Raw genomic sequence first — 12,608 nt, forward strand, 5'->3', positions numbered from 1 at the left:
CTGTCGATGCTCTGCTAGCTTCGCTCTCACACCTAGCGCTGCTAGCAACCAATGGGGGAGAACAGCACATGACCGTCACCGCGTACACCCTGGCCGTCCTGCTCGACCTGTTCTGCGTGTTCCTCGCCTACCGGTTCTGGTTCCAGCCCGGCCCCGCGGCGGCCGGCTACGGAGTCCCCGCCGACCCGCACGGCGACGCCCGCGCCTACCTGTCGGTCAAGGGACTCAGGGACGGCACCCTCGGGCTGGTGGGCCTCGCCCTGCTCGCCTTCGCCGGGGCCCGCGCCGAGGCCTGGTTCATGGTCTGCGTCGCGCTCGTCCCGCTCGTCGACACGCTGATAGTCCTGCGCAACGGCGGCCCGAAAGCCGTCGCCTTCGGGATCCACTTCGCCACCGCGGTCGTTGTACTGATCAGTGCCGGACTGCTCTTCGCGGTCTGATCCACACAGCGGTCCGACCACACGGCGGTCCGACCACACGGCGGTCCGACCGCCATCCAACGGTCCGATCACCACACAAGGGGGATGTGTCATGTCACTGTTCGTGCCCGAGTTCGACGACACCGTGCTCGTCCGGGACGCCGAGGCCGAGGTCGTCGGCGGCGCGCCCGTCGCCGTCAAGCTGCTGGCCGACAGCAGCGCCAGCGGCGGCGCGCTGTCCACCGTGCGCGTCACGCTCGCCGAGGGTGCCGACGGGGCCCGTCCGCATGTGCACCACAACTCGGCCGAGATGTTCTACCTGCTCGACGGCGAGGCCGAGGTGCTGTCCGGCGACGACGTCGTCACCGCCGGGCGCGGCGACCTGATCATCGTGCCGCCGGACAGGCCCCACGCCTTCGCCGCCGCCCCCGGCAGCACCGCGGACCTGCTCATCGTCATCACCCCGGGCGTCGAGCGCTTCGAGTACTTCCGCCACCTCCAGCGCATCCGCCTCGGCGAGGTCACCCCGGAGAGCCTGCTGGAGGTCCAGGAGCTGTACGACAACCACTTCCTGAGGAGCGACGTCTGGGACGGGCGGCGCCGCTGAGGCCGGGGCGGGGGGAAACCGTTTCACGGTCACGCCGCCCCGCCCCATAGGATTGGGCCCAAACCACACACACTCACCCCAGAGGATCGCTGCATGCCTGGCATCACGCGCGAGGAGGTCGCCCACCTCGCCCGGCTGGCGCGTCTGGAGCTGAAGCCCGAAGAACTCGACCACTTCGCGGGACAGCTGGACGACATCATCGGCGCGGTCGCCCGCGTCAGCGAGGTCGCCGACCAAGACGTACCGCCGACCTCCCACCCGCTGCCGCTGACGAACGTCATGCGGCCGGACGAGGTCCGTCCCTCGCTCACCCCCGAGCAGGCGCTCTCCGGCGCCCCGGCACAGGAGCAGCAGCGTTTCAAGGTGCCGCAGATCCTGGGGGAGGAGTGACCGCCATGACGGACAAGAACAGCATCATCAGGCTCACCGCGGCCGAGACCGCCGCGAAGATCGCCTCCGGCGAGCTGACGGCCGTCGAGGTCACGGAGGCCCACCTCGCCCGGATCGAGGCGGTCGACGAGAAGGTGCACGCCTTCCTCCACGTCGACCGCGAGGGCGCCCTCGCCCAGGCCCGTGCCGTGGACGAGAAGCGGGAGCGCGGCGAGAAGCTCGGCCCGCTGGCCGGCGTCCCGCTCGCGCTCAAGGACATCTTCACCACCGAGGGCGTGCCCACGACCGTCGGCTCGAAGATCCTGGAGGGCTGGATCCCGCCGTACGACGCGACGCTCACCAAGCGGCTCAAGGCCGCCGACGTCGTCATCCTCGGCAAGACCAACATGGACGAGTTCGCCATGGGGTCGTCGACGGAGAACAGTGCCTTCGGCCCGACCGGCAACCCGTGGGACCTCACCCGGATCCCCGGCGGTTCCGGCGGCGGCTCCTCCGCCGCGCTGGCCGCGCACATGGCGCCCCTCGCCATCGGCACCGACACCGGCGGTTCCATCCGCCAGCCGGCCGCCGTCACCGGCACGGTCGGTGTGAAGCCGACGTACGGCGCGGTCTCCCGCTACGGCATGGTCGCGTTCTCCAGCTCGCTCGACCAGGGCGGCCCCTGCGCCCGCACGGTGCTCGACGCGGCGCTGCTGCACGAGGTCATCGCCGGGCACGACCCGCTGGACTCCACCTCCATCGACGCCCCGGTCCCGCCGGTGGTCGAGGCCGCGCGCAACGGCAGCGTCGCGGGCATGCGCGTCGGCGTGGTCAAGCAGTTCCGCGGCGAGGGCTACCAGGCGGGTGTCATCCAGCGCTTCGACGAGTCGGTCGCGCTGCTCAAGGAGCTGGGCGCCGAGATCGTCGAGCTGGACTGCCCGTCCTTCGACCTCGCCCTGTCGGCGTACTACCTGATCGCCCCCTCCGAGTGCTCCTCCAACCTCGCCCGCTTCGACGGCCTGCGCTACGGCCTGCGGACCGGCGACGACGGCACGCACTCCGCCGAGGAGGTCACCTCCCTCACCCGTGAGGCGGGCTTCGGCCCCGAGGTGAAGCGCCGCATCATGCTCGGCACGTACGCCCTGTCGAGCGGTTACTACGACGCGTACTACGGCAGCGCCCAGAAGGTCCGCACGCTGATCAAGCAGGACTTCGACAAGGCCTTCGAGCAGGTCGACGTGATCGTCTCCCCGACGACCCCGACCACCGCCTTCGCGATCGGCGAGCGCGCCGACGACCCGATGGCGATGTACCTCGCGGACCTGTGCACCATCCCGACCAACCTGGCGGGCAACGCGGCCATGTCCCTGCCCTGCGGGCTCGCCCCGGAGGACAACCTCCCGGTCGGCCTCCAGATCATCGCCCCGGTGATGAAGGACGACAGGCTGTACAAGGTGGGCGCCGCCGTCGAGGCCGCCTTCGTGGAAAAGTGGGGTCACCCGCTGCTGGAGGAGGCACCGTCGCTGTGAGCGCACTGACCAAGGCCAAGGGCTTCAAGAAGTCCAAGTCCGGTACGTACCTGTCCATGGCCGCCACCGCGTTCGGCGCGGTCGGCGCCGCCAAGCAGATCAAGAAGGCCCGCGCCGAGAACGACACGCTGCGGCTCGTCGACGCCGTCGTCACCGCCGCCGGCATCGTCACCGGCCTCGCCATCCTCTACCGCGAGCTGAAGCGGCTGGGCGACGACGACGTCCTGCTGGGCTGAGAGGGAAGTTTTCACCGTGACCACCACGACCGACCTGGTGTCGTACGAGGACGCGCTGGCGTCGTACGACCCCGTCATGGGCCTTGAGGTCCATGTCGAACTCGGCACCAAGACCAAGATGTTCTGCGGCTGCTCGACGACGCTCGGCGCCGACCCGAACAGCCAGACCTGCCCGGTCTGCCTCGGCCTGCCCGGCGCGCTCCCGGTCGTCAACGCGACCGGCGTCGAGTCCGCGATCAGGATCGGTCTCGCGCTGAACTGCGAGATCGCCGAGTGGTGCCGCTTCGCCCGGAAGAACTACTTCTATCCGGACATGCCGAAGAACTTCCAGACCTCCCAGTACGACGAGCCGATCGCCTTCAACGGCTACCTCGACGTGCAGCTGGAGGACGGCGAGGTCTTCCGCGTGGAGATCGAGCGCGCCCACATGGAGGAGGACACCGGCAAGTCGACGCACGTCGGCGGCGCCACCGGCCGTATCCACGGCGCGTCCCACTCCCTGCTGGACTACAACCGCGCCGGCATCCCGCTGATCGAGATCGTCACCAAGCCGATCGTGGGCGCCGGCGAGCGCGCCCCCGAGGTGGCGAAGGCGTACGTCCGCGAGCTGCGCGAGCTGATCCGCGCGCTCGGCGTGTCCGAGGCCCGCATGGAGATGGGCCAGATGCGCTGCGACGTCAACCTGTCGCTGATGCCCAAGGGCGCCGACAAGTTCGGCACGCGCTCGGAGACGAAGAACGTCAACTCCCTGCGCTCGGTGGAGCGTGCGGCCCGCTTCGAGATCCAGCGGCACGCGGCCGTCCTCTCCGGCGGCGGCACGATCGTCCAGGAGACCCGCCACTTCCACGAGGACACCGGGTCCACGACCTCGGGCCGCGTGAAGGAGGAGGCCGAGGACTACCGGTACTTCCCGGAGCCCGACCTGGTGCCGGTCGCGCCCTCGCGCGAGTGGGTCGAGGAGATCCGCGCGGCGCTGCCCGAGCTGCCGCTGGCCCGGCGCACCCGGCTGCTGGCGGAGTGGGGCATCTCCGCGACCGACATGCAGGCGATCCTCAACGCCGGCGCGCTGGACCCGATCGTCGCCACCATCGACGCCGGTGCCGACGCGGCCTCCGCCCGCAAGTGGTGGATGGGCGAACTGGCGCGCAGCGCCAACGAGTCCGGCAAGGCGCTGGAGGAGCTGGCGATCACGCCGCAGCAGGTGGCCCGGGTCACCGAGCTGGTCGCGAAGGGTGACCTGAACGACAAGCTGGCCCGCCAGGTCATCGAGGGCGTCCTCGCCGGCGAGGGCACCCCGGACGAGGTCGTCGACAAGCGCGGTCTGAAGGTCGTCTCCGACGACTCCGCGCTCGGCACGGCCGTCGACGAGGCCATCGCCGGCAACCCGGCCATCGCGGACAAGATCCGCGGCGGCAAGGTGGCCGCGGCCGGCGCCCTGGTCGGCGCGGTCATGAAGGCCACCCGCGGCCAGGCCGACGCGGCCCGCGTCAAGGAGCTGATCCTGGAGAAGCTGGGCGTCAGCGAGGGCTGACAGCAGGCGGTGTACGGCCCCGGAGGGCGTTCCTCCGGGGCCGTACGGCCAGGTACGGCGTTCCCACGACCCGGGCGGACCCCAGCAGGCGCCCCTGGTCGGCGGTCAGCAGCTCCACCGGGTCGCGTGCCGGGCCGGCCATGAACTCGCTCGCCCACAGCCCGGGGTCCCAGTGGGCCGTGAGGTGCTCCGGCGGCTCGGCCCCGGCGATCTCCTCCCGCACCGACGGCCGGTCACATCCGCCTCGGCGAGGCGTACGGCGTTCTCGTCCGGCTTCACCCACAGGTCGGCCGCGGTGACCTGGAGGCCGTACTCCCTGGCCGGGAAGACGGAGGTCATGGCCCGTCCGCAGCCGAGGTCGAGCACCCGGGCGCCGGGCGGCAGCCGGTCGAGGCGGAGCGCGGGCGCCGGCCATTCCAGCAGCCACGGCGCGTGCGGGCCCGGCTGATTCTCGGTGCAGCCGCGGGCACCGCCCCGCACCAGGATTTCCCGGCCGGGAACGGTACGCTCGCCCGCCATGAGTGGACGCACCGATTCCGACATCGAGCCCCCGATAACCGAGGAGCCGGAGGGGTACGTCGAGGACGCCCGGCGGGCCCGGCGGGCCCGGTGGACCGCGGCCGGAACCGGAGCGCTCCTGTGCCTCGCGGGACTCGCCGCCTCCCTGCTGCGGCTCACCGGGTCAGCGCCCGCCCGCGTGCCCGCGGCCTACGCCCTCGGCTCCGCCGTCTGCGCGCTCGCGGCGCTGCTCGGCTCCAAGGGCCGTACCCGCAGAGCCCTGTGGCTGCTCATCGCGGGGACGATGGTCATGGCGTTCGGTGACCAGTTCGACTGACATGCCTTCAGTTCGGCTGCCCTCCCGACGCGTTCTTTGTGGAGTGTCCGGTTTATTGACGTTTGTTCCCGGCGAAGGATGCACACATCGTCTTCCGGGAGCACGTCGGTGGCAGACCTCGCGCGGTGGTGTGTCAGGCACCGCCTGATCGCCGTCCTGCTGTGGCTCCTCGCCTTCGGCGGGGTCACCGCGGGCGCCGCCCTGGCCGGTTCGGCGTACTCGAACGACTACGAGGTCCCCGGCACCGAGTCCGGCCGCGCGACCCGGCTGCTCAAGGAGGGCTTCCCGGGGCTGGGCGGGGACAGCGACACCGTCGTCTGGCACACCGTCACCGGCACGGTCCGCGCGGCCGACGTCGAGCGGACCATGGCGGGCACCCTGCGCCGGATCGCCGCACTGCCCGGCGTGGCCTCGGTGTCCGGCCCCTACGGCGGCCAGGGCGCCCACCGGATCAGCGCCGACGGCCACACGGCCTACGCCACCGTCACCTTCGCACGGCAGGCCGGCGACATCGCCGGGGCCGAGGCGCGGGCCGTCGTGCGCACCGCCAAGGCCGCGGCGGACGAGGGACTCCGGGTGGAGCTGGGCGGCACCGCCATCGGGCTCACCGAGTCCGCGCGCGGGCACACCGCCGAGGCGGTCGGGGTGCTCGTCGCCGCCGTCGTGCTGTTCCTCGCCTTCGGTTCGCTCGCCGCCTCCCTGCTGCCGATCGCCACCGCGCTGGTCGGCGTCGGCACCGCGTACGCCGGCATCGGGCTGCTCGGACACCTCATGACGGTCGCCGACTTCGCGCCCATGCTCGGCATGCTGATCGGTCTCGGCGTGGGCATCGACTACGCGCTGTTCATCGTGACGAGACACCGGCGCGGCCTGAAGCGCGGCCTGAGCGTCCCGGAGGCCGCCGCGCACGCCGTGGCCACCACCGGGCGCGCGGTCGTCTTCGCGGGTGCGACGGTGTGCATCGCCCTGCTGGGGATGCTGATACTGCGGCTGGGCTTCCTCGACGGGGTCGCCGTGGCCGCCTGTCTGACGGTCGCGCTCACCGTCGCGGCCTCCGTGACGCTGCTGCCCGCCCTGCTGTCGTACCTCGGCCCGCACGCCCTCAGCCGGCGCGAACGGCGCCGGCTCGCCGAGCACGGGCCGCGCCCGGAACTGCCCACCGGCCTCGCCGCCCGCTGGTCGGCGCTGGTCGAACGCCACCCCCGGCTGCTCGGTTCGCTCGCCCTCGTGGTCGTCGCCGTGCTCGCCCTGCCGGCCCTCTCCCTCCGCCTCGGCACCTCCGACCAGGGCAACGACCCCCGCACCTCCACCACCCGCCAGGCCTACGACCTGCTCGCGGCGGGCTTCGGACCCGGCGTGAACGGGCCGCTGACACTCGTCACACGCGTGGACGGCGGCGACGGCAAACTCGCCCTCGACAACCTCGACACCACCCTGCGCGCCACCCCGGGCGTCGCCTCCGTCACCCCGGTCACCTACGCCACCGGCGGGGACACCGCGTACCTCACCGTCGTGCCCGAGTCCGCGCCGCAGTCCCGGGACACCAGCGCTCTCGTGGACCGGCTGCGCACCGGCGTGCTCCCGCGCGCGGAGCGCGGCACCTCGCTCGCCGTACAGGTGGGCGGCGTCACCGCGGGCTACGACGACTTCGCGGGAGTGATCGTCGGCAAACTGCCGCTGTTCGTCGGCGCGGTCGTCGGGTTCGGCTGCCTCCTGCTGCTCGTCGCCTTCCGCTCGCTGGGCATCCCCCTGAAGGCCGCCGCCATGAACGTCGCCGCCGTCGCCGCCGCGTTCGGCGTCGTCGTCGCCGTCTTCCAGTGGGGCTGGGGCAGCGAACCGCTCGGCCTCGGCCGCGCGGGCCCCATCGAGCCCTTCCTGCCCGTGATCATGGTCTCGGTGCTCTTCGGGCTCTCCATGGACTACCAGGTCTTCCTGGTCAGCCGGATGTACGAGGAGTGGCTGGACACCGGCGACAACCGGCGCGCCGTCCGCGTGGGCCTCGCCGAGACCACCCGGGTGATCAACTCCGCCGCGGTCATCATGATCTCGGTCTTCCTCGCCTTCGTGCTCAGCGGCGACCGCGTCATCGCCCTGTTCGGCATCGCGCTCGCCTCCGCCGTGGCCATCGACGCCTTCGTCCTGCGTACGCTGCTCGTGCCCGCCCTGATGCATCTGCTCGGCGCCGCCAACTGGTGGCTGCCCGGCTGGCTGGAGCGCCGCCTGCCGCGCCTCGGCATCGAGCCGTCCGGGCGCCGCCCGGGGCGGGACGGGCTCGGCCGGGTCCCGGCGCACGAACCACGGAAGGAAGAACGGCAGGATGTACGCGATATCGCTCGGTGACGACGCCGAACTGCGGCCACTGGAGGTCTGGCACGCGCAGGACCTGCTCGCCAACATCGACCGCGGGCGGGAGTTCATCGGCCGGCACGTCGGTCTGGCGGACGTGGTCTCCGACCTCGACGGCGCCCGTGGCTGGCTGAAGGCGTACGCCGACAAGCGCGCCGCCGACGCCGGCGGCCTGCACGGCATCTGGCTGGACGGCACGCTCGTCGGCGGCCTGCTGTTCCGCGTCTGGGACACCCCGGGCGGGGTCTGCGAGGCCGGCTGCTGGCTGGAGCCGGCCGCGGCCGGGCGCGGGCTGGTCACGCGCGGGATGCGGGTGCTGCTCGACTGGGCCTTCGGGGAGCGCGGCATGCACCGGGTGGAGTGGCAGGTGTCCTCGGCCAACGAGCCGAGCATCAACGTGGCCCGGCGGCTCGGCATGACGCGTGAGGGCGTGCTCCGCGAGAACTACCGGCGCCGGGGTGTGCGCACCAGCACCGAGATCTGGTCGGTGCTCGCGCCCGAGTGGCGTGCGGCACGCGCGCGTACCGCGCACGACGATCATTAAGAGACCTCTCAGACAGCGTCCGTACGGTGCCAGGTATGGCAACGAAGACAGCGGAAGGCGCGACGGGCGGCACTGAGGCCGGCACCGAGGCGCGCAAGGACGACGAGACGACGACGGCCGGTCTTGCCGAGGAGCAGACAGCCGAGGAGCAGGCCGCCGGGGAGCAGGTCCCCGAGGAGGCCGCGGAAGCCGACGGCGGCGAGGCGGGCGATGCGACGGAAGCCGCCGGTGGCAAGGCGCCCTCCGGGGTCGGCCAGGGGGCCGGCGCCGTCGTCTCGGCGGCGCTGGGCCTGGTCTCGCTCAGCGGCGGCTGGATCGGCACCGTCGCGTCCGCGCGCGAACAGCTCGTCGGCCAGCTCCGGACGTCCTCCACCGCGAGCGTCGCCACGCAGATCAAGGAGGTATACGGCGACGCCTGGCACACCACCGCCCTGTGGGCCGGCCTGTTCGCGCTGGCCGCGCTCATCACCGGCGTGGTCGTGCTGGCCCGTCCCGCGTTCGGCACGCCCGGCCGCCCGCAGGCCGCGTGGATCAAGTCGGTCGCCTGGGCGGGCGTCTCGCTCGGCGTCATCGGACTGCTGCTCGCCGTCCTGAAGTACTCCGACGCCCTGCTCGGCCTGCCCTCGACCGGCTGAGAGGGCGCCGGGGACCCACAAGCTTGAGGGGCCTTAGGGCGCGCGTGAGCGACTCGCCGCCGCCCTAAGGCCCCTTACGCGCGCGTGCGGCCCGCCGGCCGCCCGAAGATGCGGCACTCTCCCGATGTGGCGGACCCGTCTGGGAGACGAGGGTGGAGGCGTCGCGGAAAGCGGCACACGACACCGTCTCTCCCGAAGGACCCGCCATGTACGCCCTCGAACTCCACCGCCTCCGCTCCGCCGAGCTGCGTCGCACGGCCCAGGAGGACCGTCTGGCCCGCGAGGCCGTGCGGTCCCGTCGCGCCGCCCGCCGCGCCGAGCCCGTCGGCGACGGTGCCCCGGCCGCCGAGTCGCATACCGGCCGCCCCCGCCGGCAGCGGCTGCCACGCACCGCGTGACCCTGCCGTCCGCCGGTTCGGCACCGCCGGCCATCGGTACGACCATCACACAGGGGCTGTGGAAAACCGGTGCCGGGCCGTTCCGGTCCCGTGCGATGCTCGGGCCCGTGGAGAACAGGTCCGTCAGTCCCGTGTTCGTCGGCCGCACCGACGAGTTGGACACGCTGAACGACGCGCTCGCCCGTGCCGCCGCGGCCGAGCCGCAGGCGCTGCTGCTCGGCGGCGAGGCGGGCGTGGGCAAGACCCGCCTCGTGGAGGAGTTCGCCACCGCCGCCGCCCGGCGCGGCGCCGTAGTCGCCGTCGGCGGCTGTGTGGAGATCGGCGCGGACGGGCTGCCGTTCGCCCCCTTCTCCGCCGCGCTGCGCGCCCTGCGCGACGCCCTGCCCGAGGAGTTCGCCGCCGCGGCGGCCGGCCAGGAGGAGGAACTGGCCCGGCTGCTGCCCGACCTCGGCGAGGCCGGCACGGGCCGCCACGACGAACAGGGCACGGCCCGCCTGTTCGAACTCACCGCCCGGCTGCTGGAAGGGATCGCCGCCGGGCAGAGCGTCGTCCTCGTCCTGGAGGACCTGCACTGGGCCGACGCCTCCACCCGCCACCTCCTCGCCTACCTCTTCCGCACCCTGCGCGCCGGCCGCCTCCTCGTGCTGGCCACCTACCGCTCCGACGACATCCACCGCCGCCACCCGCTGCGCCCGCTGCTCGCCGAACTGGACCGGCTGCGCACCGTCCGCCGCATCGAACTCGCCCGCTTCACCCGCGAGGAGGCCGGCCGCCAGATCGCGGGCATCCTCGCCGTCGAACCCGACCCGGCCCAGGTGGACGAGATCTACGCACGCTCCGACGGCAACGCCTTCTTCATCGAGGAACTCGCCGTCGCCGCCACGGCGGGCGACTGCACCGGCCTCACCGACTCCCTGCGCGACCTGCTCCTCGTCCGGGTCGAAGCCCTGCCCGAGAGCGCCCAGAAGGTCGCCCGGACCGTCGCCGAGGGCGGCTCCACGGTGGAGTACCGGCTGATCGCCGCCGTGGCCCGGCTCGCCGAGGACGACCTCATCGAGGCGCTGCGGGCCGCCGTCGGTGCCCACATCCTCACCGCCACCCGGACCGGCGACGGCTACCGCTTCCGGCACTCCCTGGTCCGCGAGGCCGTCGCCGACGATCTGCTGCCCGGCGAACGCTCCCGGCTCAACCGCCGCTACGCCGAGGCCCTGGAGGCCGACCCGACGCTGGTCCCGGCCGACGCCCGCGTGATGCGCCTGGCCAGCTACTGGTACCACGCCCACGACCCCGCGAAGGCGCTGCCCGCCGTCCTGTCCGCCGCCGTCGTCGCCCGCCGCCGGCACGCCTACACCGAGCAACTGCGGCTGCTGGAGCGGGCGATGGAGCTGTGGGACAGCGCGCCCGAGGAGATCCGCTCCGCCCTGCGCCCGGTCGACTACGCCGAGGTCTATCCCCCGTGCGGCTGCGACCCGGCCACCACACCGCTGCGCTACCTCGATCTGCTGGCCGAGGCTGCCGTGGCGGGCCGTTTCGGCGGTGAGCGCGAACGCGCCCTGAAGATAACCAAGCGGGCCCTGCGCCTCCTGGAGGAGGAGCCGGACCCGCTGCGCGCCGCCTGGTTCTGGGTGCAGCGCTCCCGGCTGGTCCAGGCCATGGCGCGCGGCGACGGCCGGCAGGAACTGGCCACCGCCCAGGACCTGGTGCGCGGACTGCCGCCGTCCGAGGTGCACGCGGAGGTACTGGCGGTCGCCGCCAGCTGGTCCATGCAGCGCCGGCCGGGCCCCGAAGCCCTGGCCGCCGCCGAGCGGGCCGTGGAGTACGCCCACATGGTCGGCGCCCGCGAGACCGAGCTGGACGCCCGCCTCACCCTGGGCGGGCTGACCGCGGAGGCCGGTGCGCCCCAGGCCGGTCTCGCCGAGATGCGGCAGGTGCTGCGGGACACCCGCGCGGAGGGCATGCACCAGGTCGCGGCCCGCGCCTACGTGAACCTGCCGTCCGTGTTGCAGAGCGTCGGCCGGGACCGGGAGGCCGTCCCCCTGCTGCGCGAGGGCATCGAGTTCTGCCGCGCGTACGGGCTGCTGGACTCCGGGGTGTGGATGTGGGGCAACCTGTCCGAGGCGCTGTACTCGCTCGGCCAGTGGCAGGAGGCCGCCGAGGCCGCCGCGCACGCCACCCGGGTCGGCCACGGCGCCATGCCCCGTGGCGCTGGCGCCCTGTCGCAGGCCCACCTCGCCCTCGCCCGCGGCGACCTCGCCGAGGCCGGCCGGCACCTCGCCGCCGCCCGCGCCTGGTACGGCACCCATGACCCGATGCCCCAGCAGTCCCTGCCCGTGGCCCGCATCGTCCTCGGGGTCGCCGCCGCCGAGGGCCGGATCACCGACGCCCGCGCGGCACTGCTCCCGGCCCTGGACGCCGGCTTCCCGCCCGGCACCCACCGTTACGGCTGGCCGCTGTTGCTGGCCGCCGCCACCGCCGAGGCCGACGCCCGCACCCTGCCCGCCGCCCTGCCCGGCCGCGCCGAGACCCTCGACCGCCTCTCGGCGGCCGTACGGACCCTCACCACCGGCGTCCCGCTCTGGCAGGCATACGGCCAGTGGACCCGCGCCGAACTGCTCCGCGCGGAGGGCCGGGACACCGCCGACACCTGGTCCCCGGTCGTCACCGCCTTCGAGTGCCTGGACCGGCCCTACGCCCTCGCCCGGGTCCGCCACCGCCTCGCCGCGGTGCTGCTGGCCGAGGGCGGCGACGACGAGCGCGAGCGCGCGGTGGAACTGCTCCGGCTGGCCGGGGCGGTCGCCGCCCACCTCGGCGCGCGCCCCCTCGCCGACGCCGTCGCCCGGCTCGCCCAGCGCGCCCGCCTCACCCTGACCGGCGCCGCCCGCCGGGCCCCCGCCGACCCGGCCGCCGCGCTCGGCCTCACCAGTCGCGAACGGGACGTCCTGCGCCTGGTCGCGGCCGGCCGCACCAACCGTCAGATAGCGGCGGAACTGTTCATCTCCCCGAAGACCGCGAGCGTCCACGTCTCCAACATCCTCGGCAAGCTCGGCGTCTCGGGCCGGGGCGAGGCGGCGGCGGTGGCCCACCGGCTGGGGCTGTTCGCGGCCGGGACGCTCGCCGCCGAAACGCCGGGCTGAGACCTACGCTGGAGAAAACCGGCAG

Annotated in this window: 12 protein-coding genes and 1 pseudogene; 12 read left to right on the forward strand and 1 reads right to left on the reverse strand. The window is 73.4% G+C overall.

The annotated features are described in order from the left end of the window. Positions 1-68: 68 nt before the first annotated feature. The 6 genes from IE273_RS35715 (at position 69) to gatB (ending at position 4,691) form a co-directional block, all read left to right on the forward strand. Positions 69-440, forward strand: a complete 372-nt coding sequence (locus IE273_RS35715) for a DUF4267 domain-containing protein (RefSeq protein WP_014675149.1) — start codon at positions 69-71, stop codon at positions 438-440. Between the two features lie 91 nt (positions 441-531). After that, positions 532-1,026, forward strand: a complete 495-nt coding sequence (locus IE273_RS35720) for a cupin domain-containing protein (RefSeq protein WP_189819284.1) — start codon at positions 532-534, stop codon at positions 1,024-1,026. A 93-nt stretch (positions 1,027-1,119) separates the two neighbouring features. Then, a complete protein-coding gene (gatC, locus tag IE273_RS35725; RefSeq protein ID WP_004925108.1) occupies positions 1,120-1,416 on the forward strand; it encodes an Asp-tRNA(Asn)/Glu-tRNA(Gln) amidotransferase subunit GatC in 297 nt (98 codons plus the stop codon). Between the two features lie 5 nt (positions 1,417-1,421). Beyond that, positions 1,422-2,924 carry an Asp-tRNA(Asn)/Glu-tRNA(Gln) amidotransferase subunit GatA gene (gene gatA / locus IE273_RS35730; RefSeq protein ID WP_189819285.1) on the forward strand — a complete coding sequence of 501 codons (1,503 nt, stop codon included), beginning with the start codon at positions 1,422-1,424 and terminating at the stop codon, positions 2,922-2,924. After that, positions 2,921-3,160 (forward strand): hypothetical protein, encoded by a 240-nt coding sequence (locus IE273_RS35735; RefSeq protein ID WP_014675152.1) that lies wholly within the window; start codon positions 2,921-2,923, stop codon positions 3,158-3,160. The genes gatA and IE273_RS35735 overlap by 4 nt, the downstream gene beginning before the upstream one ends. Positions 3,161-3,176: 16 nt before the next feature. Beyond that, positions 3,177-4,691 (forward strand): Asp-tRNA(Asn)/Glu-tRNA(Gln) amidotransferase subunit GatB, encoded by a 1,515-nt coding sequence (gene gatB / locus IE273_RS35740; protein ID WP_189819286.1) that lies wholly within the window; start codon positions 3,177-3,179, stop codon positions 4,689-4,691. A 61-nt stretch (positions 4,692-4,752) separates the two neighbouring features. On the opposite strand, the pseudogene IE273_RS35745 reads toward gatB, so the two are convergent. Further along, a pseudogene (locus IE273_RS35745) lies at positions 4,753-5,210 on the reverse strand (SAM-dependent methyltransferase); the annotation flags it as partial. Here IE273_RS35745 and IE273_RS35750 point away from each other — a divergent pair. The 6 genes from IE273_RS35750 to IE273_RS35775 all read left to right on the forward strand — a co-directional run bounded on the left by IE273_RS35750 (position 5,209) and on the right by IE273_RS35775 (position 12,583). Continuing rightward, positions 5,209-5,526 carry a hypothetical protein gene (locus tag IE273_RS35750; RefSeq protein ID WP_189819287.1) on the forward strand — a complete coding sequence of 106 codons (318 nt, stop codon included), beginning with the start codon at positions 5,209-5,211 and terminating at the stop codon, positions 5,524-5,526. The pseudogene IE273_RS35745 and the gene IE273_RS35750 sit on opposite strands and share 2 nt — an antisense overlap. A 108-nt stretch (positions 5,527-5,634) precedes the next feature. After that, entirely contained in the window at positions 5,635-7,866 is a 2,232-nt protein-coding gene (locus IE273_RS35755; protein WP_189819288.1) for an MMPL family transporter, read from the forward strand. Then, entirely contained in the window at positions 7,844-8,416 is a 573-nt protein-coding gene (locus tag IE273_RS35760) for a GNAT family N-acetyltransferase (RefSeq protein WP_189819289.1), read from the forward strand. The genes IE273_RS35755 and IE273_RS35760 overlap by 23 nt, the downstream gene beginning before the upstream one ends. Positions 8,417-8,451: 35 nt before the next feature. Beyond that, entirely contained in the window at positions 8,452-9,051 is a 600-nt protein-coding gene (locus tag IE273_RS35765) for a hypothetical protein (RefSeq protein WP_189819290.1), read from the forward strand. Positions 9,052-9,257: 206 nt separating this feature from the next. Next, entirely contained in the window at positions 9,258-9,449 is a 192-nt protein-coding gene (locus tag IE273_RS35770) for a hypothetical protein (RefSeq protein WP_189819291.1), read from the forward strand. Positions 9,450-9,544: 95 nt separating this feature from the next. Continuing rightward, positions 9,545-12,583: a helix-turn-helix transcriptional regulator gene (locus tag IE273_RS35775; RefSeq protein WP_189819326.1), complete on the forward strand. Its 3,039-nt coding sequence runs from the start codon at positions 9,545-9,547 to the stop codon at positions 12,581-12,583. The last annotated feature ends 25 nt before the right edge of the window (positions 12,584-12,608 follow it).

Origin of the sequence: Streptomyces olivaceoviridis, from assembly GCF_014650115.1 — a bacterium.
Lineage (GTDB): Bacteria > Actinomycetota > Actinomycetes > Streptomycetales > Streptomycetaceae > Streptomyces > Streptomyces olivaceoviridis.

Excerpts from the sequence above, each read along its gene's own strand:
- IE273_RS35715 (WP_014675149.1), top strand. The coding sequence starts at position 69 with ATGACCGTCACCGCGTACACCCTGGCCGTCCTGCTCGACCTGTTCTGC.
- IE273_RS35720 (WP_189819284.1), top strand. The coding sequence starts at position 532 with ATGTCACTGTTCGTGCCCGAGTTCGACGACACCGTGCTCGTCCGGGAC.
- gatC (WP_004925108.1), top strand. The coding sequence starts at position 1,120 with ATGCCTGGCATCACGCGCGAGGAGGTCGCCCACCTCGCCCGGCTGGCG.
- gatA (WP_189819285.1), top strand. The coding sequence starts at position 1,422 with ATGACGGACAAGAACAGCATCATCAGGCTCACCGCGGCCGAGACCGCC.
- IE273_RS35750 (WP_189819287.1), top strand. The coding sequence starts at position 5,209 with ATGAGTGGACGCACCGATTCCGACATCGAGCCCCCGATAACCGAGGAG.
- IE273_RS35760 (WP_189819289.1), top strand. The coding sequence starts at position 7,844 with ATGTACGCGATATCGCTCGGTGACGACGCCGAACTGCGGCCACTGGAG.
- IE273_RS35765 (WP_189819290.1), top strand. The coding sequence starts at position 8,452 with ATGGCAACGAAGACAGCGGAAGGCGCGACGGGCGGCACTGAGGCCGGC.
- IE273_RS35770 (WP_189819291.1), top strand. The coding sequence starts at position 9,258 with ATGTACGCCCTCGAACTCCACCGCCTCCGCTCCGCCGAGCTGCGTCGC.
- IE273_RS35775 (WP_189819326.1), top strand. The coding sequence starts at position 9,545 with ATGCTCGGGCCCGTGGAGAACAGGTCCGTCAGTCCCGTGTTCGTCGGC.